The 20,603-nt window shown below is 73.5% G+C and carries 19 protein-coding genes; 10 read left to right on the top strand and 9 right to left on the bottom strand.

The genetic code is table 11. The annotated features are described in order from the left end of the window. Nucleotides 1–678: 678 nt before the first annotated feature. Nucleotides 679–2,448, top strand: a complete 1,770-nt coding sequence (locus FGW31_RS33030) for an ABC transporter ATP-binding protein (RefSeq protein ID WP_142197226.1) — start codon at nucleotides 679–681, stop codon at nucleotides 2,446–2,448. A gap of 248 nt (nucleotides 2,449–2,696) precedes the next feature. Further along, a complete protein-coding gene (locus FGW31_RS33035; RefSeq protein ID WP_142197227.1) occupies nucleotides 2,697–2,945 on the top strand; it encodes a DUF5133 domain-containing protein in 249 nt (82 codons plus the stop codon). Between the two features lie 30 nt (nucleotides 2,946–2,975). Here FGW31_RS33035 and FGW31_RS33040 read toward each other — a convergent pair whose 3' ends face one another. Next, nucleotides 2,976–3,953, bottom strand: a complete 978-nt coding sequence (locus FGW31_RS33040) for a GlxA family transcriptional regulator (protein ID WP_142197228.1) — start codon at nucleotides 3,951–3,953, stop codon at nucleotides 2,976–2,978. A gap of 188 nt (nucleotides 3,954–4,141) precedes the next feature. Here FGW31_RS33040 and FGW31_RS33045 point away from each other — a divergent pair, with 188 nt between their 5' ends. Together FGW31_RS33045 and FGW31_RS33050 are read left to right on the top strand one after the other, a co-directional pair. After that, nucleotides 4,142–4,615: a hypothetical protein gene (locus tag FGW31_RS33045; protein ID WP_142197229.1), complete on the top strand. Its 474-nt coding sequence runs from the start codon at nucleotides 4,142–4,144 to the stop codon at nucleotides 4,613–4,615. Between the two features lie 162 nt (nucleotides 4,616–4,777). Beyond that, nucleotides 4,778–4,993, top strand: a complete 216-nt coding sequence (locus tag FGW31_RS33050; RefSeq protein ID WP_142197230.1) for a hypothetical protein — start codon at nucleotides 4,778–4,780, stop codon at nucleotides 4,991–4,993. A 27-nt stretch (nucleotides 4,994–5,020) separates the two neighbouring features. On the opposite strand, the gene tgmB is transcribed toward FGW31_RS33050, so the two are convergent. From tgmB to FGW31_RS33065, 3 genes are all read right to left on the bottom strand, one after another. Next, nucleotides 5,021–6,004, bottom strand: a complete 984-nt coding sequence (gene tgmB, locus FGW31_RS33055; protein WP_142197231.1) for an ATP-grasp ribosomal peptide maturase — start codon at nucleotides 6,002–6,004, stop codon at nucleotides 5,021–5,023. 16 nt (nucleotides 6,005–6,020) lie between these two features. After that, nucleotides 6,021–6,212, bottom strand: a complete 192-nt coding sequence (tgmA, locus tag FGW31_RS33060; RefSeq protein WP_004935783.1) for a putative ATP-grasp-modified RiPP — start codon at nucleotides 6,210–6,212, stop codon at nucleotides 6,021–6,023. 120 nt (nucleotides 6,213–6,332) lie between these two features. Further along, nucleotides 6,333–6,659: a DUF1232 domain-containing protein gene (locus FGW31_RS33065; RefSeq protein ID WP_142197232.1), complete on the bottom strand. Its 327-nt coding sequence runs from the start codon at nucleotides 6,657–6,659 to the stop codon at nucleotides 6,333–6,335. 287 nt (nucleotides 6,660–6,946) lie between these two features. Here FGW31_RS33065 and FGW31_RS33070 point away from each other — a divergent pair, with 287 nt between their 5' ends. Beyond that, entirely contained in the window at nucleotides 6,947–8,374 is a 1,428-nt protein-coding gene (locus tag FGW31_RS33070) for a hypothetical protein (protein ID WP_182675001.1), read from the top strand. 78 nt (nucleotides 8,375–8,452) lie between these two features. On the opposite strand, the gene FGW31_RS33075 is transcribed toward FGW31_RS33070, so the two are convergent. Beyond that, complete coding sequence (locus FGW31_RS33075; RefSeq protein ID WP_142197233.1) at nucleotides 8,453–9,643, bottom strand: hypothetical protein; 1,191 nt, start codon at nucleotides 9,641–9,643, stop codon at nucleotides 8,453–8,455. Between the two features lie 457 nt (nucleotides 9,644–10,100). On the opposite strand from FGW31_RS33075, the gene FGW31_RS33080 reads away from it, so the two are divergent. The 5 genes from FGW31_RS33080 (at nucleotide 10,101) to FGW31_RS33100 (ending at nucleotide 14,914) form a co-directional block, all read left to right on the top strand. Continuing rightward, nucleotides 10,101–10,532, top strand: a complete 432-nt coding sequence (locus FGW31_RS33080) for a hypothetical protein (RefSeq protein ID WP_142197234.1) — start codon at nucleotides 10,101–10,103, stop codon at nucleotides 10,530–10,532. Next, nucleotides 10,529–11,299, top strand: a complete 771-nt coding sequence (locus FGW31_RS33085; protein WP_142197235.1) for a hypothetical protein — start codon at nucleotides 10,529–10,531, stop codon at nucleotides 11,297–11,299. Before FGW31_RS33080 ends, FGW31_RS33085 begins: the two co-directional genes overlap by 4 nt. A gap of 38 nt (nucleotides 11,300–11,337) precedes the next feature. Continuing rightward, nucleotides 11,338–11,832: a roadblock/LC7 domain-containing protein gene (locus FGW31_RS33090; RefSeq protein WP_142197236.1), complete on the top strand. Its 495-nt coding sequence runs from the start codon at nucleotides 11,338–11,340 to the stop codon at nucleotides 11,830–11,832. 103 nt (nucleotides 11,833–11,935) lie between these two features. Next, nucleotides 11,936–12,310 (top strand): roadblock/LC7 domain-containing protein, encoded by a 375-nt coding sequence (locus FGW31_RS33095; RefSeq protein ID WP_142197237.1) that lies wholly within the window; start codon nucleotides 11,936–11,938, stop codon nucleotides 12,308–12,310. 234 nt (nucleotides 12,311–12,544) lie between these two features. Continuing rightward, on the top strand, nucleotides 12,545–14,914 hold the full coding sequence (locus FGW31_RS33100; protein ID WP_142197238.1) for a glycoside hydrolase family 65 protein: 2,370 nt from the start codon (nucleotides 12,545–12,547) through the stop codon (nucleotides 14,912–14,914). A gap of 33 nt (nucleotides 14,915–14,947) precedes the next feature. Here FGW31_RS33100 and FGW31_RS33105 read toward each other — a convergent pair whose 3' ends face one another. The 4 genes from FGW31_RS33105 to FGW31_RS33120 form a co-directional block, all read right to left on the bottom strand. Then, nucleotides 14,948–15,445: a lamin tail domain-containing protein gene (locus FGW31_RS33105; RefSeq protein WP_142197239.1), complete on the bottom strand. Its 498-nt coding sequence runs from the start codon at nucleotides 15,443–15,445 to the stop codon at nucleotides 14,948–14,950. 143 nt (nucleotides 15,446–15,588) lie between these two features. Then, complete coding sequence (locus tag FGW31_RS33110) at nucleotides 15,589–16,953, bottom strand: FAD-dependent oxidoreductase (RefSeq protein WP_142197240.1); 1,365 nt, start codon at nucleotides 16,951–16,953, stop codon at nucleotides 15,589–15,591. Between the two features lie 147 nt (nucleotides 16,954–17,100). Then, nucleotides 17,101–19,827, bottom strand: coding sequence for a SpoIIE family protein phosphatase (locus FGW31_RS33115; protein WP_142197241.1), 2,727 nt, complete (start codon nucleotides 19,825–19,827; stop codon nucleotides 17,101–17,103). A 207-nt stretch (nucleotides 19,828–20,034) separates the two neighbouring features. Continuing rightward, on the bottom strand, nucleotides 20,035–20,580 hold the full coding sequence (locus tag FGW31_RS33120; RefSeq protein WP_182674997.1) for a hypothetical protein: 546 nt from the start codon (nucleotides 20,578–20,580) through the stop codon (nucleotides 20,035–20,037). Between the last annotated feature and the right edge of the window lie 23 nt (nucleotides 20,581–20,603).

Raw genomic sequence — 20,603 nt, forward strand, 5'->3', positions numbered from 1 at the left:
AAGGAGGCCGCTGAGCCGGATGCCGTCCGGGACGCGAGGAGATCGCCGAGCCGGACGCTGTCCGGGACGCGAGGAGGCCGCCGAGCTGGACGCCGCCTGAGCGCGAGGAGATCGCCGAGCTGGACGCCGCCTGACGCGCAAGGAGATCGCCGAGCTGGACGCCGTCCGGGACGCGAGGAGATCGCCGAGCCAGACGCCGCCTGACGCGCGAGAAGATCGCCGAGCTGGACGCTGTCCGGGACGCGAGAAGATCGCCGAGCCGGGCGCCGTCCGACGCGCGCGGCGGGCTCGCGGGCCGGATGCCGCCTGAAGGCCGAGGGGGTTCCCGAGCCGGACGCCGTCCGGGGAGCTTGTGGCGTTGCGCGGCGTCCGGCGCCTGGGGATTCCCGGAGTCGCGCGGCGTCCGGCGCCTGGGGATTCCCGGAGTCGCGCGGCGTCCGGCGCCCGGGGATTCCCGGAGTCGCACGGCGTTCGGCGCCCGCCCCGTCCCGCGCACGGGGCGCCGCACGGGACGCACGGTGCCCGTCTCAGGCGTTGGACGCCGCCGACGCGGCACCCCTGCGCCTGGTGTACTCCCGGCGCCGATTGGAAAGCGCTTGCTGGAATGGGTGCACGTCGAACAGAGCCACTGGGAGGCGAGCGCCCGCCGAACACGTACTCCCGGGAGGACCACCGCCGATGGCGACGTCGCTGGAGAAACCGCTCGACCACCGCTACCGGGGCGAGCACCCGGTCCGCACCCTCGCCTATCTGTTCCGGGCGGACCGCGGACGGCTGGCCGGCGCCGTCGCCGTCTTCACGGTCAAACACAGCCCCGTCTGGCTGCTGCCGCTGATCACGGCGTCCATCATCGACACCGTCGTGCAGCACCAGCCCGTGTCCCGGCTGTGGACCAGTACCGGCGTCATCATGTTCATCCTGGTGGTCAACTACCCCCTGCACGTCTTCTACGTCCGGCTGCTGTACGGCAGCGTCCGCCGCATGGGCACCGCCCTGCGCTCCGCGCTGTGCACCCGGATGCAGCAGCTCTCCATCGGCTACCACTCCCGGGTCAGCGCCGGCGTGCTCCAGGCCAAGGTGGTCCGGGACGTCGAGACGGTGGAGCAGATGGTGCAGCAGACCGCCGAGTTGGGACTGGGCGCGCTCACCGTGCTCACCGGCGGCTTCGTCATCATCGCCGTCCGCACCCCCGAGTTCCTCCCCGTCTTCCTCGTCGTCGTGCCCGCCGCCGCCCTGCTCGTCGCCCGCCTGCGGGCACGGCTGCGTACCCACAACGAGCACTTCCGCCACGAGGTGGAGGCGCTGTCCTCCCGGGTCACCGAGATGACCCGGCTCATCCCCGTCACCCGCGCCCACGGCCTGGAGGGCAAGGCGCTGCGCCGGATGAACGGCACCCTGAACCGGCTGCTCACCTCCGGTATGCGCCTCGACCTGGTCAACGGCCGGTTCGGCTCGCTGGCCTGGGTGGTGCTCAACGTGGTCGGCGTGCTGGTGCTGGCCGGCGCGGCCCTCATCTCGTACTACCAGGTCTGGGGCGTCACGCCCGGCGACGTCGTGATGCTCAGCGCCTTCCTGACCACGCTCACCAACTCGACCACCACGCTCGCGGGACTGGCCCCGGTCATCACCAAGGGGCTGGAGTCCGTCCGCTCGGTCGGCGAGGTCCTGCAGGCGCCCGAACTGGAGGACAACGAGGGCAAGTCGGAGGTCACCGCGGTGCGCGGCGCGATCACCTTCGAGGGCGTCGGCCACGCCTACGACAGCGACGGGCGGCCCGCCGTGCGGGACTTCACCCTCGATGTCGCGCCCGGCGAGACCATCGCGCTCGTGGGCGCCTCGGGCGCGGGCAAGTCCACGGTGCTCAACCTGGTCATCGGCTTCATCCGCCCGACCTCCGGCCGGCTGCTGCTCGACGGCGCCGACATGAACGGCCTCGACCTGCGCACCTACCGGCGATTCCTGTCGGTGGTGCCCCAGGAGTCGATCCTGTTCGACGGGACCGTACGGGAGAACGTCGCGTACGGCATGGACGACGCCGACGAGGAGACGGTACGGGCCGCGTTGCGCGACGCCAACGCGCTGGAGTTCGTCGACCGGCTGCCGCAGGGCCTCGACACCCTGGTCGGCGAGCGCGGCGCACGGCTGTCCGGAGGGCAGCGCCAGCGTCTGGCCATCGCCCGTGCCCTGATCCGGGACCCCAAGGTGCTCGTCCTCGACGAGGCGACGTCGGCGCTGGACACCCGCTCCGAGGCGCTGGTGCAGGAGGCGCTCGCCCGGCTGCTGCGCGGGCGCACGACGTTCGTCGTCGCGCACCGGCTGTCCACCGTGCGCGGTGCCGACCGGATCGTGGTGATGGCCGACGGCCGGATCCAGGAGATCGGCACCCACGAGGAACTGCTGCGCCGGGGCGGGGCGTACACGGCACTGCACAGCGGCCAGGCCGCCTGATCCGGGCGGCCGGGGGAGGGCAGCGGCGAACGCGGACACGGACGACCCGGCCGGTTGTTCCGAATCCGACGGGACGTTGTCGAACGCACCGGCCGTTCTCGGCCGGGAGAGCGTCTCATTTCGGACAGGTCGCAAGACAGCCGGTCAGGCTGCGAAGGTTTTCGGTCAATTGCGGTCAGCTGAGCACATGAGGTGAGTGCTTCCGCCGGATCCGGGCATACGCAGCGAAAACCAGAGAGGGGCCCCACGTGCTCGGACCGGACCCGAAGGTCGTCAGACAGCTGCTGACGCGGTACGCCACGCTGCGCATCGCCCAGGCGGAACGGCACTCGCCCGCGGCGGCGCGGGAACTGCAGGACGTCAGCGACACGCTCTGCATGATGATGGGAACGCCCCGCGTCCACGACGCCATAGCGCGCGGCGACGCGCTGCTCGCCCGGACGCGGCCCGCGACCGACCGGGCGGACGGCGGGAGCGACCTGCCCCTGGCCGTCTGAGCGGGCGGGCCGCGGCCCCGCCGTCCGCGCTCACCGCTCCGAGCGGACCGCGGCGGCCGTGCGCCGCCCGTTGAACGTCGAGCGATAGGCGTACGGCGTGGTGCCCACGACCTTGCGGAACCGCTCGCGGAACGCCGTGGGTGAGCCGAAGCCGGACTGCTGGGCGATCCGTTCGACCGTGTAGTCGCTGTTCTCCAGCAGGTACTGGGCCCGTCGCACCCGCGCCCGCAGCAGCCACTGCAACGGCGTGGTGCCCGTCTGCTCGCGGAAGCGGCGGCTGAAGGTGCGCTCGCTCATCCCGGCGCGCGCCGCCATCGCCGCGAGCGTGACCTCGTGCGCCAGGTTGTCCTCGATCCAGTCCAGCAGCGGCTCCAGGTCCGAGCCGCGGGGCACGGGCGGGTGCTCGTGCACGATGAACTGCGCCTGCCCGCCCTCCCGTTCCAGCGGCATGACCGACATCCGGGCGGCGTTCGCGGCCACCGCCGAGCCCAGGTCCCGGCGGATCATGTGCAGACACATGTCCAGCGCGGCCGCGGCCCCGGCCGAGGTGAGGATCTGACCGTTGTCGACGTAGAGCACGTCCGGCTGCACATCGACGCGCGGGAAGGCACGGGCCAGGTCGGCGGCGGCCACCCAGTGCGTGGTGGCGCGCAGCCCGTCCAGCAGCCCCGCCTCCGCCAGCACGAACGCGCCGACGCACACGGAGGCGATCCGGGTGCCCGCCCCGGCCGCCCGGCGCAGCGCCGCCAGCACGGCGGCCGAGGGCGGCGGGGCGCCCTCGGCGCGGCCCGGGACGATGACCGTGTCCGCGTCCGCCAGCGCCTCCAGTCCGCGGTCGACGCGCAGGGTGAACCCGCCGTCCGCGAGGACCTCCGGCCGTTCGGCGCACAGCCGCACCCGGTAGGGGTGCCGGCCGTCGGGCAGCCGCGTCCAGTCGAAGACCTGCAGGGGCGCCGCCATGTCGAACGGCACCACGCCGTCGAGAACCAGAATCGCCACGGAGTGCATGACCGCCACGATAGGCGGGTTCCCGCCATGTGCCGGCACCGGGGCAGCGGCCGGGCGGGACGCCGTACACGCCGGTGAAGGACCTGGCGGGAATCCGTGGGAACCTGTCGTTTCAGCCCCTGGGGACGGGGCCGCCCGGACCCTAACGTGAGCCCGGCACCGCTGATCACACGATGGAAAGAGTCCCGGTGACCAAGCTCCTGCTGTCCCTCCACGTCCTGGCCGCCATCATCGCCGTCGGCCCCGTCACCGTCGCGGCGAGCATGTTCCCGCCGGCCGCGCGCCGCGCCGCCCCGGCCGAAGGCGACGCAACCGCCGCGACGGCGCTGAGCACCGTCGCGCTGCTCCACCGCATCTGCCGGGTCTACGCCCGCGTCGGCGTCGCCGTACCGGTCCTCGGCCTCGCCACGGCCCTCGCCATGGGCGTCCTCGGCGACGGCTGGCTCGTCACCTCCATCGCTCTGACCGCGGCCGCCGCCGGCGTCCTCCTCGCCTTCGTCCTGCCCCGTCAGGACGAACTCGTCGGACAACTGGCCGAGCAGCGGCCCGTCGACCGGCGGAGCACCGTCCAACTCGCCATGTCCACGGGAGTGTTCAACCTGCTGTGGGCGACCGTCACCGTCCTGATGATCGTCCGGCCCGGCTCGACGACGGGAGCCTGACCACCCGCTCCCGACCCCTGTCGCCGCCGTGCGCGACGGATCCGCCGTGACCGTTCCGCGTCACGTCGTCCCGGAGAACTCCCACCTCACGGCGGACGGGCGCCTAGACTCGGCAGTTGCGTCCCCGCACCGGGGCCGTCGAGCAGAAAGGCACGTTGTCGGGTGTTCCAGGATTCCCCCATCTACGACCGACTCATCGCGGAGTGCGGCGACGTGCCCGCACAGGTGCGCCGCGAGGCCGAACGCGTCAGCAGGGAACTGGAGCTGGCCATGCGGCCTCTGCAGTCCCCCGGCTACGCCCCCGGCCTCGACCGGCCGCAGTCCCCGGGCAACGGCTGGCAGCGCGCCGCCATGCTGCCCGGCCCGCGGACCCACTGACCCACCGACCCCTTCGGTGACGGACGCTCAGCACGCCGTGCTGCTCGCCTCGTCGAGCTCCGCAGGCTCCTCGGGAACGGGGCGGGACAGCCACTCGGCGATGCTCCGGGCGATCGGCTGTCCCGTCTCCACCTCCACGAAACCGAACTGACCCGACTGATTGCACTCCAGGAACCACCAGGTCCCGTCCCCGTCCTCCGCGAAGTCGAAAGCCCCGTAGGCCAGTTCGGCGCGACGCAGATACGCGCGAACGGCCTCGGCGGTCCGGGCCGGCACCTCGACCGGCTCCCAGGGCGGCCCCGGTGTGGCGAAACGCACATCGACCTCCCTCGGATCGGCGTCCGCGGGCGTCGCCTTGCGGGCCGCCAGGAGCCGGTCGCCCACCACGGTCAGCCGGATGTCGGCCCGCTTGGCGATCCGCCGCTGCAGCAGCGTCGGCCCGAACGCCACCGCCGAGAAGTCCGTGTCCGGCGCCACCCTGCTGGTCGGCACGGCCCGCGGCGGATCCTGCGGGTGAGCCCCCGACACCGGCTTGACCACCAGATCCGGGAAGCGCTCCGCGAACTCCCGGGCCGCCCGCGGGAACGTGGTGATCAGCGTGGCGGGCACGGGAAGACCGCAGCGCTGCGCCAGCCGCAGCTGCCACGGCTTGTGCCGGGCCCGCCGGGCCGCGTCCGGGTGGTTCATCCAGCGCGCGTCGCAGCCGCGCAGCATGCCGTAGAGCGCCTGGGACGCCTCCTCGGTCAGCCATGCCGACGGCTGCGGCGCCCGCCCGGCCGGGACACCCGGCCTGCGCACCCACACGGACCGCAGCCCGCCGATGCTCACCAGCCGCCCCCCGGCGGACAGATGGCCGCGGAAGCGACCGTGGACGTACTCGCCGGACAGCGAGACACCATCGGTCAGATCGGCCGGGTCGAGGCGCACCACCGGCACTCCGGAACCGTTGAGATGGACCACCACCATGTCGGCGGTCACATCCTCCTCACTGGTGAGGATCAGCACGGTCATGGTCTACGGTCCGCGTTCAGTCGTCGAAGTGGGTCTTGGAGCCCGCGGTGGACGTCGTCGTCCCCACCTCACGCAACAGCGCGTGGTCGCAGGCCGCGATCCGTCCGTCCCCGAGTACGTTCAACTGCAGTCCGGAGTCGTACGCGTACGGAGTGGCAACGGCCAACTCCACTGCCGGACGGGCGTAGTTGAGCGCGAACGGTTGCATCGTGTCTCCCTCGTCGGTGCTGCGCCGACCAGACAACGGCCCCCTGCGCGCCGCCGCTTGGTCCGCCGACTTCTTTTGGCTTCCAGAGACTTATACGAATCGAACGAGTGGTTGGTTTCCTCACGGAGCGTAGTCGTCGGCGGGTTGTCGGCCGGGCCGCCGCGGGGGCGCTCCGGGCGCCGGCGCCGTGACGGAGCCGCGCATGCTGCGCAGAGCGAGCAGGAGGACGCCGATGTCGTCCAGGTAGACCGGGTCGGGCACCAGATCGGCCGGCAGGACCAGATAGAGGACGGCGCCCCAGAACACCCAGCGCGGCCCCGTCGGCAGCCCCGCGCGACGCAGCTCCCGCCGCGTGCGGACCAGGCGCACCAGGACGGCGACGGCGACCGCCAGTACCACGGCCGCGAGGACCGCGGCGACGGTCAGCACCACGGTGGTCGCATCCAACGGACGTCCCCCCTTTCCCCTGTTTCCGGTGATGTGCCGGTGATTCCCGGTGGTTTCCGGTGGCCGGTGCCGCCGTCCTGACGGCGGCACAGCTTTCTCCGAGCGGATTCCCGCTTTCGGCGCCGGTATGGCGGCGAGGACCGGCCATGCGCGCGCTCGCGTCGAATGCCCCCGGGCAGGCCCGTGAAACTCCAAATCCCCGCAGGTCATCCCGGTGGCCCAGTCGAGTGGCCGTGAGCGGTGGGGGCGCCTAGTAATGGTCATCAGCCTTCCCCCTGGAGTCGAGCATGAGCACGTACTCTTCGTCCCCTTCCTCGAACGAACCGGTCATACCCGGCGAGGCGGCCGCATCGGCCCTGCCCACCGACACGACGGTCACCGCGACCGGCACGCACCGGCCGGACGCGGCTCGCTCACGGACGCCGGCGGCACACCACCCGGAACGGGCGGACGGCCCCGAGCCCTCCTACGACCCGGTGGCCACGGTCGACCTGGTGGACCCGCTCGCCCCGCCCGGACCCGCGGACCCGCCGGACGCCCTGGACCCGCCGGACACCCTGGACCCGCCGGGCCGTACGGCAGCGGCGGCCCGCGAGCGCCCGTCCGGCCCGGCCCGCCCCGCGGCGGACGCGGCCGGGACGCCGTACCGCGATCCGGTCAGCGACCTGGTGCACGCCGCCGTGGCGGACCGGCCGCTGGAGGAGGTCGTGGACCTCATCACCGCGCTGGAGCGCTCGCCCGAACACACGCGTGCCGTGGTGGACGCCCTGCGTGCCGCCGGGATCGACCGGCCCGTGGAGGACGTCACCCGCCTCGTCGCCCTGCTGACGCGCCCGCCGCGCGACGCCGACAGCGCGGACGAGACCATCCGCGCCGCGGCGGCGCACCGCTCCGTCGAGGACGTCACCCGTCTGGTGGCGCTGCTGCACAGCGAGCCGCTGGCGCCGCACTGCCGCGACGAGGCACTGCGCGCGGCGGCGACCGGCCGGTCCGTCGACGAACTCGTCGAACTGATCGACCGCCTGGCCGCCCACCGGCCGCCCGAACCTGCCGCCCGGACGGCCGCGGCGCCGTCCCGCCGCGACGACCGGAGCCACCAGGACGGCGCGGGCGGCGCGGGCGGCGGCAAGCCGGCCACCGCCCGCCGCCCGGGCCGACTGCGCATCGCCGCACGCGCGGACGGCCGCCGCCGGACGCGGCGCCCCCGCCAGGACGTTCCGGCCGGCCGGGAGACGGGGCGGTTCCGGCGCGGCGGCACCGCCGCCCGCGACCGCTCGCCCGGGTCCGTCGCCAGGCCCGTGATCTGGACGAGCCGGCTCACCGCCGTGGCCCTCGCGGTCTGCGCCGTGGCCCATTTCCCGCTGCAGCGTGACGGCGTCTCACTGGGCCTGCACGCCTTCACCGTCGGCCTGTCGGTGCTCTGCACGGTGCTGGCGCTGATCCTGGTGGTCCGCCCCGGCGCCGTGGTGCTCGTGGCCGCGCTCGTGGTCCCCTCGGTCCTCGCGGCCGCCCACGCCTACGGCGGCTCCTTCCCGTCGGCCGCCCTGACCCGGGTCGTGGACCTCGCGCTGGCGCCTCCGTGGCTGGCCGGCCCGGCCGCCGTCATGGCGGCGCTGCTGGCCCTGGCAGCGCTGGTGGTCCGGGTGGCCTCCGCCCTCCCCGCCGGCCGTTCCACCCCCTGGCCCGCCGCCGAGGCACACCGCGCGGCGGACTGACACCCGGCCCTCACGCCTTCCGCCCTGCCCGGCAAGGGCAGGGCGGAAGGCGTGAGAGCGCTGATCCGAACGACACCCCTAGCGGTCGGGTGTCGTCGGCTGCGGTTCCGGGGCGGGCTCGTCGTCTCCGCCGGGCGCCGGGCGCCGGGCCTTCGGGCTGCCGGCCTTGAGGCGTTCCAGGGTGCGGGTCAGCTGCTGGAGAGGGGAGGGGGAGGAGGACCGGGGTGCGGGCGGGCGCGGGGCGCCCTGACCGTCGGCCGACTCCCGGTACGCGGCCAGCGCCTCGTGCGCGCGCTCCGCGGCCTCGCGGTACAGGTCGCGCGACTTCGTCATGGCGTCGAGCGCCTCCGCGTACATGGCCACCAGCGCCCGCTCGCGGGCCAGTTCCTCCTCCAGGGTCAGCAGGTGCCAGTCCTCCCGCAGCGCGGTCAGGGCGTCCCGGGCTTCGTCCGGCAGCGCGCGCGGCGTCGCGCCGAACCGGGTCACCGCCTCGACGAGGTCGACCGGCTCCGTCCCGTCCAGGAACACCGCCCGTACGGCGAACGCATCGGAGGCGGCGTCCTCGGCCAGCCCGCCCGGCAGCACCACCGCACCGCCGCGCGGGACCTCCACACCCACCTCCCGCAGCGCCCAGTTCGCCACCCGCAACTGCTGCGGCGCGGCCCGGTGCTCCACCACACGGTGCCGCAGCCCCGGCGGCAGCCAGCGCGCGAGCGGCACCCGGCCGCGCTCGTCCGTGGTCATGGCCTCGTGGACGACGACATGGATGTGCCACGCGTCGCGCGCGCAGTCCCGCAGCAGCCGCCGTGCGGCCTTGTCGTCCTCCGGGAGCGGGTTGATCCCGCCGAGCCGCAGCCCGGTCGCCGCGTCCAGGCGCCAGTCGGTGTCGGTGTCGGTGCCGGCATCGGCGTGGGCACCGGTGTCGGCTTCCCGCGGCCAGAACATGCCGACCGGGGAGGGCCAGGCCTGGTCCCAGGGCCGTTCCGCCTCCGCGACCAGCGTCCAGTCCCGGCCCCGGTCCGTGGCGGGCCCGAGCGTCAGCCGGGCGCGCACGGTGACCTCGCCGTCGACCCGCATCCGGGCTTCGAACACGAGGTCCGGTGCGGTCCCGGAGGCGGGCAGTTCCAGATGGTCGTCGATGGCCCGGTCGTCCTTGAGCCGGCGCAGGCTGCGCCGGAGCACCCGGTCGGCCGAGGAGCCGGGGTGGCGGCCGCGGGTCAGCCAGACCGTCGAAGGGGTCGGGGGGCGGACTGTGGAGGAGGTCGGCATGGGTCCAGTGGTGAGCGGGGGCACGTGCTCCTGCCAGTATCGTCGCCGGCGGCCGGCGTCATGACGCGGGGTTCCGCCGGGTGGCGGTACCGCCTGCGCCTACCCGCCCCGTCCGGCCTCCATGTGACCCCGCGGGGCGCGCACGGTGTCGCGTGCGGGGTGTGCGCGGCGCACACACGGAGAGGTCACCTCACTCGTGGTCCCCGCTGCCCGGCCCTCACCACAATGGGTCCCGCGGGCAGGGCCGGCCCACCATCCGCATCGGGGCCGGCCCTGCCCGCACCAGGCGGGACGACAAGCCCGCACGCCACGCGGCAAAGGCGCCGACCCTACCAGCGCCGGACCATTCCTGACGCATATTCCATCGGAAAACGCCAAAGTCCTCACCTCGGTCGAGCACGCACCGTAGCGTCGATGTCACGTTCGCGGTACAGCCGTGCGAAAGGGAGGATCCGGCGTGCCCGGAATCGACGAGAGCCTGCTGGAGACCATGCGACTGCCGGGCGCGCGCGGCGCGCTCGTGGCCGACTGGATCAGCGGCCTCGCCCTGGGCGCGGTGGGCGAGGCACCGGGCGGTGACGCGGAGGCCACGGCCGCGGAGACCGCCGAGTTCGCCCGCCTGGCCGTGGAGAGCGGCACCCTCGCCCCCGCCACCCCAGCAGTCCCGGCCACCCCGGGGACCGGATCACCACCGCCCCCGCCCGGGAGTGAGCCGCCCGTCCAGGACCTGATCCTCACCACCGCGGACGCGTACCACCTGCTCCGGTTCGTCAGCACCCCCTTCGACAGCACGGTGTTCCTGTACCTGTGGCTCGACCGGACCGACGGCAACCTGGCCCTCGCCCGCATACGGCTGGCCGAGACGGCCGACCGCCTGGTGCTGGGATGACCACCGTGGCCCGCGCCGACGGATCCGCCCCGGAGCTCCTCGACCGCCTCGCGGCCGACCGGGCCACCGGGGCGCTCTCCACGCGGGCGGGGATCTTCTACCTCTCGGCCGGACACGTCGTCCACGTCGAGTCCCCGCACAGCCCCGACCTGGGCGAGCTGCTCACCCGCAGCGGAGCCGTCCCGCCGGCCGGCTGGTGGGAGGCCGTCGAACGGGCCGGGACCCGGCACCGCGTGGGCCGCCACCTGGTGGACAGCGGACGCCTCACCGCCGGCGCCCTCGAACTGTGCCAGCTGGGCGCGCTGTTCGACGCGGCCTACTGCGCGCTCGCCCACGGCGGCACCGTGCTCCGCTTCCGGCCCGGCGTCACCCACTGGCTCGGCGCGGTCCGCCCCGTACCCGTGGCGACCGTGCTGCACGAGTCGTGGCGCCGCCGCGAACTGCTCCACCGCATCTGGCCCGACCCGGCCGTCGACACCGCCCCGCTCACCCGGACCGGCGGCACCGGCCCCGTCGCGCTGCCACCCCGCCGCGCCCGCACCCTCGCCCTGGTCGACGGTGTCCGCACCGCCGCGCAGATCGCCTCGGCCTCGGCCCACCGCACCTTCCACACCCTCGTCGAACTGCGCCGCCTGGCCGCCGACGGACTGGTCGCCCCCGCGCCGCCCCCGCCCGCCCACCCCGCCACCGGCGCGGGCGGCGCGGCCTGGGACGAGCCCGACACGGCCCTGCTGAGACGGCTCCTGGACGCCCTGGAGGCACTGTGATCCGCGCGCGCCGGCAGCGTGCCGAAAGGAGACTGCTCATGGCCGTCGAGACCGACGTGCTGGACGAACTGCGTCGGCTCCGCACCCGCGTCCCCCTGCTGGCGGGCTCCCTCGCCGTCACCGTCGACGGCCTCCTCCTGGCCCACGACGTGCCGGACACCGAACCGGAAGGGCTCGCCGCGCTCACCGCCGCCTCCCTCGGCGTGGCGCACCGCGTCACGGACGCCGGCGCCCGCGGCGACTTCCGCGAACTGCTGGTCCGCGGCAGCCGGGGCTACGTCGCGACCTACGCGGCCGGCCCCACCGCCGTCCTCACCCTCCTCGCCGACGACCGGGTCAACGTCGGCCGGCTCCACCTGGAGGGCCGGCGCAGCGGCGCCCGGATCGCGGAACTCGTGGGCACGTGCATCGGCCCGGGCACCGGACGGCACGCGGACCGGCCCGCGCCCGTCCCGGACCAGGACCCGTCCCGGCGCATCGGCACGCTCCCGGTGCGGACCCCGCAACGCCCCCGCCACCAGCCCGGCGACTGACCCGCTCCCGCCCTCGCCCCCCTCCCCGCCCGACGGGCGGTCGCCCCCACCCCGACACCCGGCACGACCCCGACACCCATCACGACGGAAAGGACCCACCCCCATGGCCAACACCGAGACCGCGCTCAAGGAATGCCTCGGCACCATCGAGGGCGCCACCGCCGCCGCGCTCGTCGACTACACAAGCGGCATGGCCCTCGGCACCCTGGGCGGCGGCAAGGACTTCAACCTGGAGGTCGCCGCCGCCGGCAACACCGACGTCGTACGGGCCAAGCTGCGCACCATGGAGCACTTGGGCCTGAACGAGGAGATCGAGGACATCCTCATCACCCTGAGCAGCCAGTACCACCTGATCCGCCTGCTCAGGGGGCGCGGCGGCAACGGCCTCTTCCTGTACCTGGTGCTCGACGCGGGCCGGGCCAACCTCGCCATGGCACGGCACCAGTTGCGGCGCATCGAGTCCGAACTGGAGATCTGATCCCGCCGACGCCCTCCCGCCGACGCCACCGGCCCTCCCCGGGCGGTGTGTGACCCGCACCCGTCCGGGGTACCCGTCGGCGGCCGCCGGCCGTGGCAGGGCCGTCCGGCCCACGACCGGCGTGGGTCTCACCCCCGGTGACGCCTCCGGGACAGACTGCTGCGGTACGGCGCCGACGTCGGCGTACGGAAAGTCCGACGACGCGCGAGAGCCGTCGGCGGGAGGAGCGTCGAAGTGACGGCCTGGACCTGGGAACACGAGGGGTACGACCCCGCCGACGCGCGCCTGAGGGAATCCCTGTGCACCCTGGGAAACGGATACTTCGCCACCCGGGGCGCGCTGCCGGAGTGCTCCGCCGACCAGGTGCACTACCCGGGCACGTACGCGGCCGGCTGCTACAACCGGCTCACCTCCGAGGTGGCCGGACGCCATGTCGAGAACGAGGACATGGTCAACCTGCCGAACTGGCTGCCGCTGCGCTTCCGGCTGCCCGGCGAAGCCTGGCTCTCCCCGGACACCGCGCCCGTCCTCGACCACGGCGAGACCCTCCACCTGTCGTCCGGACTGCTGGAACGCCGCACCCGCTACGACCTCGGCGGCGGACGGGCGCTCCTGGTGCGCCAGCACCGCTTCGTCCACATGGCCGACCCGCATCTGGCGGGATTGCGCACCGAGTTCACCGCCGAGGGCTACTCGGGCCCCCTCGAGACCGAGGCCGCGCTCGACGGAGGCGTCACCAACGCCGGAGTGCCGCGCTACCGGGACCTGGACGGCCGCCACCTCACCCACGTGCTGACCGGCACCGCCGACGCCGACACCGTGTGGCTGCGCTGCCGCACCCGCACCTCCGACGTCCGGATCGCCCTCGCCGCCCGGCTGACGTCACCCGCGCCCGTCACCCACCGGCACGACCGCCCGCGCGCCCTGCAGACGACCCGCCTGGAACTGGTTGCCGGCCGGCCCGCCACCGTCGACAAGGTCGTCGCCCTGCACACCTCCCGCGACCCCGCCATCAGCGACCCGCTGCACGCCGCCGTCGACCGGGTGGGCCGGGCCGGCAGCTTCGACGCGCTGCTGGAACCGCACCTGACGGCCTGGGACCAGCTGTGGCGCCGCGCCGAGCTGGACGTGCCGGGCGAGGCGGGCCGCATCCTGCGGCTGCACCTCTTCCACGTCCTGCAGACCCTCTCGCCGCACACCGCGGACCTCGACGTGGGCGTCCCCGCCCGCGGACTGCACGGCGAGGCCTACCGCGGGCACGTCTTCTGGGACGAGCTGTTCGTGCTGCCGTACCTCAACCTGCACTTCCCGGAGGTCTCCCGCGCCCTGCTGCACTACCGGCACCGGCGCCTGGAACGCGCCCGCGCCGCCGCGCGGGACACGGGCCGCCGGGGCGCGATGTACCCCTGGCAGAGCGGCAGCGACGGCCGGGAGGAGACCCAGAAGCTGCACCTCAACCCCCGCTCCGGCCGCTGGCTGCCCGACCGCTCGCACCTCCAGCACCACGTCGGGTCGGCGATCGCGTACAACGTGCTGCAGTACTGCGAGGCCAGCGGCGACGAGGAGTTCCTGCACACCAAGGGCGCCGAGATGCTGCTGCAGATCTCCCGCTTCTGGGCGGACTCGGCCACCCACGACGAACGCCTGGGCCGCTACCGCATCAAGGGCGTCGTCGGGCCCGACGAGTACCACGACGCCTACCCGGACGCCGCCGAACCGGGACTCGACGACAACGCCTACACCAACGTCACCGCCGCCTGGGTGCTCGGCCGCACCCTGGACGTGCTGCGCGGCCTGCCCGAGCCGCGCCGCCGCGAACTCGCCGAGCGGACCGGGCTGGACGACAGCGAACTCGACGCCTGGGACCACATCTCCCGCACCCTGCACGTCCCCTTCCACGACGGCGTCATCAGCCAGTTCGAGGGGTACGGCGAACTCGCCGAGCTCGACTGGCGCGGCTACCGGCGCCGGTACGGCGACATCCGGCGCCTGGACCGGATCCTGGAGGCCGAGGGCGACACCGTCAACCGCTACCAGGCCTCCAAGCAGGCCGACGTGCTGATGCTGGGCTACCTGTTCTCACCCGCCGAACTCCAGGCCGTCTTCCGCAGACTCGGCCTGGACCTGGACGACCGGACCTGGCGGCGCACCGTCGACCACTACCTGCACCGCACCAGCCACGGCTCCACCCTCAGCGGACTGGTGCACGGCTGGGTGCTCGCCCGGGCCCGGCGCGCGGACGCCTGGAAGTTCTGCCAGGAGGCCCTCCAGGCGGACATCGCCGACATCCAGGGCGGCACCACCGGTGAGGGCATCCACCTCGGCGCCATGGCCGGCACCCTCGACCTGGTCCAGCGCGGACTGACCGGGCTGGAGACCCGCGCCGGAGCCCTCCGGCTGGACCCGGTACCGCTGCCCGAACTGTCCTCCTACGGCTTCACCCTGCGCTACCACGGCCACTGGGGCGTGCGGCTGCGCCTGGAACGCGGCCTGCTGGAGGTCACCGTGCCCTCGTCCGGCCGGTCCCCGATCGAGGTGCACCTGCCGGACCGTGCCGTGAGCGTCCAGCCGGGCGAGACGGACCGCCTTGTCCTGCCGGACTGACGGCCCGCCGCCACGGCGCGGAGCGCCGCCCGGTCACTTGTGGAACGTGATGTACCCGTTGCCGTCCGGGTCGGAGCCGCTCCTGGTGTACGCGTGCACGTCGGCGCGGGCGCCCGAGGGCTTGTACAGGTAGATCGTGTCCTTGTCGTTGTTCCACAGGAAGTTGCAGTTGTCGCGGTAGACGACGTTGTACTTGTCGGAGTCGGTGCCGTTGCCGCCGCGCAGCTTCACGTAGTCGCCGGGCTGGAGGTAGTGGTTGGCGGTGAAGGTGAACCGGTTCCCGGCGGCGTCCTTGACCACGTACCCCCTGAGGTTGACCGTCGAGGACGACGAGTAGTTCTTGACCGTCAGGTACTCCTCGTCGGTGTTGCCGGTGGAGCACCGGTTGGAGTCGCGCCCGGGAGCGTCGTACTGGACGCCGCGCACCTTCAGTGCGGAGCTGTACTCGGCGGCCTGGGCCGGAACGGCCGTCAGAGCGGCCAGCGCGCCGGCGACGGCGGTGGTGGCGACGGCAGCGGTGCGTATACGCATGAACTCATCCCCCCTGCATGACCCTTCGGTGAAGGCCATGTGGTGTTTCGGTGAAGGCTGGATCATATACAGAAAAAGCGTCCGTCCGGCCCGGGTTCGGGCCGAACGGACGCTTCTCGCGCGACCGCTCAGGGGTCAGTGGCTCATGCGCCGCTCTCCCGCAGCATGTCCTCGCGCTCGACGATCTTCACGCGCTCGCGGCCCTGCGGCTCGCCCAGCGCCTTCTCGGCGGCATCCAGCCTGTACCAGCCGTCCCAGGTGGTGAAGCGGATCCCGCGCTCGGCGAGGAACGCGTCCACGGCCTCCGGCTCGGGCGAACCCGGCGTCTGCAGGCGGCCGTTGGCGAAGTCGTCCAGCAGGTTCGCCACCGTCTCGTTGGCGTCGCCCTTGGTGTGGCCGATCAGGCCCACCGGACCGCGCCGGATCCAGCCGGTGACGTACGTCGACTGCAGGTGCTCGCCGGTCTCCTGGACGACCCGGCCGCCCTCGTCCGGAACGGTGCCCGACTCGATGTCCCAGGGCAGCTTGGGGAGTTTGTCGGAGAGGTAGCCGACGGCGCGGTAGACCGCGGTGACGTCCCAGTCCTTGAACTCGCCGGTGCCCCTGACGTTGCCGGTGCCGTCGAGGGCGGTGCGCTCGGTGCGCAGGCCGACGACCTTGCCGTCCTCGCCGAGGATCTCGGTGGGTGACTCGAAGAAGTGCAGGAACAGCTTGTGCGGCCGGTCGCCGACGTCGCGGATCGCCCAGTTCTCCAGGGTCTTGGCGACCATGTCGGCCTGCTTGTTGCCGCGCCGGGTCTCGATCGAGCCCTCGTCGTAGTCAATGTCCTCGGGGTCGACGATGACCTCGATGGTGGGGGAGTGGTCCAGCTCCCGCAGCTCCATCGGGGAGAACTTGGCCTGCGCGGGACCGCGGCGGCCGAACACGTGGATCTCCACGGCCTTGTTGGCCTTCAGGCCCTCGTGGACGTTCGGCGGGATCTCCGTCGGCAGCAGCTCGTCCGCCGTCTTGGCGAGGATGCGCGCGACGTCGAGGGCGACGTTGCCGACGCCGAGCACGGCGACCTTCTCGGCCTCCAGCGGCCAGGTGCGCGGCACGTCCGGGTGGCCGTCGTACCAGGAGACGAAGTCGGCGGCGCCGTAGGAGCCGTCGAGGTCGATGCCCGGGATGGGCAGCGCGCGGTCGGCCATGGCGCCGGTGGCGAAGATCACGCCGTCGTAGAACGCGCGCAGATCGTCGAGGTGGAGGTCGGTGCCGTAGTCCACGTTGCCGAACAGGCGGATCTGCGGCTTGTCGAGCACCTGGTGGAGGGCGGTGATGATGCCCTTGATCCGCGGGTGGTCGGGGGCTACGCCGTAGCGGATCAGTCCGAACGGCGCCGGCATGCGCTCGAAGATGTCGATGGACACGCCCGGTTCGGCGGCCACGTCGGACTTGAGCAGGGCGTCGGCGGCGTAGATCCCGGCGGGGCCGGATCCGACGATGGCTACCCGCAGGGGGCGGGGCATGGTCAGGTTCCCTTCGAGCGATGACAAGCGACTCGCTGGGAAGCCTAAACTGAGGCATGCCTTACCTGGTACGCGGGTCCGGTCTATGGGCTCATAAGCCTCTCTTATGAGGTCTCCCGGCGGCCCTTATGGCAGGACCGCCGCGGATCATGGAACGGCCTGTTCCGCCCAGATGACCTTTCCGGCGGGCAGATAGCGGGTGCCCCACCGCTCGGCGAGCTGGGCGACCAGGAACAATCCCCGTCCGCCCTCGTCCGTCATCGTCGCGTACCGCAGGTGCGGCGAGGTGCTGCTGCTGTCGTAGACCTCGCAGATCAGGTTCCGGTCGTGGAGCACGCGCACCCGGATGGGGGTGCCGCCGTAGCGCAGCGCGTTGGTGACCAGCTCGCTCAGGATCAGCTCCGTGGCGAACGCCAGCTCGTCCAGCCCCCACTCGGCCAGCTTCCGGATCACCGCGGCCCGTACCTCGCCCACGGCCGCCGGGTCCGGCGGCACCTGCCAGTCGGCGATCCGGTCGGCGCCGAGCGCCTGCGTCCGCGCCACGATCAGCGCGATGTCGTCGCCGGCCCGCAGCGGGCCCCTGGACTCCAGGACCACCCGGCAGGTGTCCTCCGGCGAGTCACCGGCCCGGGACAGCGCCTCGCGCAGCTGCTCCAGGCCGACGTCGATGTCGTGCCTGCGGTCCTCGACCAGCCCGTCGGTGTAGAGCACCAGCCGGCTGCCCTCCGGCAGCTCCAGGTCGGCCGACTCGAACGGCAGGCCGCCGAGCCCCAGCGGAGGCCCCGCGGGCACCTCCCAGAACTCCACGGTGCCGTCCGGCCGGACCAGCGCCGGCGGGGGATGGCCCGCGCGCGCCACGGTGCAGTGCCGCGACACCGGGTCGTACACGGCGTACAGGCAGGTCGCCCCGGTGACCGGTGCGCTGTGCTCGTCCTGCGCCTCGTCCTGGTCGATGCGCGCCACCAGCTCGTCGAGCAGCGCGAGCAGCTCCTCGGGCGGGAGGTCGAGGGAGGAGAAGTTGTGCACCGCCGTGCGCAGCCGCCCCATGGTGGCCGCCGCGTGCAGGCCGTGCCCGACGACATCGCCGACCACGAGCGCGACCCGGCCGCCGGACAGCGGCAGGACGTCGAACCAGTCCCCGCCGACGCCCGCCTGCGCGGGAAGGTAGCGGTAGGCGATCTCCAGGGCGTTCTGGTCGGGCAGGGTCCGCGGCAGCAGGCTGCGCTGGAGCGTCACCGCCATGCTGTGCTCGCGCGTGTAGCGGCGGGCGTTGTCGATGGAGACCGCGGCGCGGGCGACCAGCTCCTCCGCCAGGGCCAGCTCCTCGGTGTCGAACGGCTCCGGCTTCCTCGACCGCCAGAAACAGACCACGCCCAGCACCAGGGCGCCGGTCCGCAGCGGCACCGTGATCAGCGAGTGGATGCCGTACTCCACGATCTGCCCGGAGCGCTCCAGGTCCTGCGCCTGCCAGCCCCTGGCCCGGCCCAGCCGGGGCTCCAGGACCGGCCTGCCGGTGCTGAGGCTGACGGCCTGCGGGGACGACTCGACCCAGCGGATCTTCGCGTCCCTGGGGTAGAGCGGAGCGTCCTCGGCGATCCCCGTCAGGGCCGTGCGGCGCAGCGCGCCGCCCGCCTCCGGGTGGCCGCCGACCAGCACCGACTCGAACAGGTCGACCGTGACGAAGTCGGCGAAGCGGGGCACGGCCAGCTCGGCGAGTTCCTCGGCCGTGCGGGTGACGTCCAGGCTCGTCCCGATGCCCACCCCGGCGTCGTAGAGCATGTTGAGCCGCTCGCGGGAGGCCTCCGCCCGGCCGGACAGGGCCCGCAGCTCGGTGGAGTCGCGCACCGTCGCGACGCTGCCGCGCGGGCCGCCCGCACGGTCGGTGGGCCGTTGGTTGACGGCCAGCAGCCGGTCACCCACCAGATGCACCTCGTCGGTGGCGACCCGCGCCGACGACAGCAGGTCGGCGGTGCCGGGATCCAGCCCGATGTCCTTCACATGCCGGCCCTCGGCGTCCTCGGGCAGGCTGAACAGCCGCCGCGCCTCGTCGTTGGCGAGCATCAGGGTGCCGTCGCCGTCGACGATGATCACGCCTTCGCGGACCGCGTGGAGCACCGCGTCGTGGTGCTCGTACATCCTGGTCATCTCGTGCGGGCCGAGCCCGTGGGTCTGGCGCAGCAGGCGTCTGCTGACCAGCGCCGCGCCTCCGGTGGCCAGGGCCAGCGCGGCGAGCGCGGCGCTCAGCACGAGCGGCAGCTGGGCCTCCGTGGCGCCGCCGACGTGCTCGGTCGTGATGCCCGCCGACACCAGGCCCACCACGGTGCCGTCGGGATCCTCCACCGGCACCACCGCCTGCACCAGCTGCCCGATGGTCCCCTCGATCTCCTCCACCACCGGCTCCCCGGCCAGCGCGGGTGCGGTGGTGCCGACGAACCGCTTGCCGATGCGGTCCGGCCTGGGATGCGTGTAGCGGATGCCGTCGGTGTTCATGACGACGACGAAGTCGACCCGCGCCTGTTCCCGGGCGGCCTCGGCGCGCGCCTGGAGCACGGCCGTGGGGTCGGGGGATTCCAGTGCCTCGATGATGCCCGGCGCGTTGGCGAAGGTCTCGGCGACGGCGAGCGAGCGGTTGCGGGCCTCCTGGGTGCTGTCCCTGCGCACCTGGAGCACCAGCGCGACGACGGCGGCCACCACCAGCAGCAACACGATCACCAGGTGCAGCACGAACACCTGTCCGGCGACGCTGCGACCGCTCAGCACCGATCGCAGCACCGCCGCCGGATGCCACGGAGACCGGCCGCTCCCCTCCCGTCGGCGCCGTACGGACGCGGCGGCGCCGGGCCGCACGGGCGACCGGGCCTGGGATCGACCCATGAGTCGGACCATGTGCCATGTCTACACTGCCGTGCCCGGCGAGGCGAGGGGCGGCCCCTGACCGGCCGGTCGGCCGTCACCGGATGTGCGGGTCGCGCGCGGTCGTCCCCCATGACCGCGCGCGACCCTCCCCCCGGCGCGCGACTCGTCCCCCGAAGGTCGCGCGCGTGCCCCGACGGGCCGCACCGGACGGCGCGGCCCGTCGTCTCAGTCGGCCAGCGCCCGGGCCAGTTCCGTGGTGGCGCGGGCGATCTCGGTGTCCTCCTCGGCCAGCAGGCGGTCCAGGTCGTCGCGCCGCGCGCGCACCGCCTGCCGGGCCTTGCGCTCCCACACCACGGGGTTCTCGCGGCGGTTGAGCAGCTTGGGATAGGCGGTGGCGGTGCTCTCCCACTGCCGGGCGTCGGCGATGGCCCTGAGCAGCTGGATGATCCTGGCCCGGCAGGTGACGTGCGGCAGCCGGGCCAGCTCCCAGAGGAAGGGGACCACGGCCGCGGTCGCCTGTTCCGTGACGAATCCGTACTGGCAGATCCGCTTGCGCAGGTCCTCCAGCGCGGCCCGGGCGGTGTCGGCGTCCCCCCAGGCGATGCTGTTGAGCAGGAGCGGGATGGCGGCCGCCGATCCGGTGGAGTCCTGCATGTCGGCCCAGGGCACGCGGGACAGGGCCGCGAGAGGTGTGGTGGGGGCCACTTCGGTGGGGGGCGTGTGGCGCACTGGGCGCTCGCTGCTCGGCTGTTCCGTAGAAGCGCTGCGCATGGCGTGGGTGCCTTTCCGCGGCA

It is taken from the genome of Streptomyces calvus, from assembly GCF_006782915.1.
GTDB lineage: Bacteria > Actinomycetota > Actinomycetes > Streptomycetales > Streptomycetaceae > Streptomyces > Streptomyces calvus.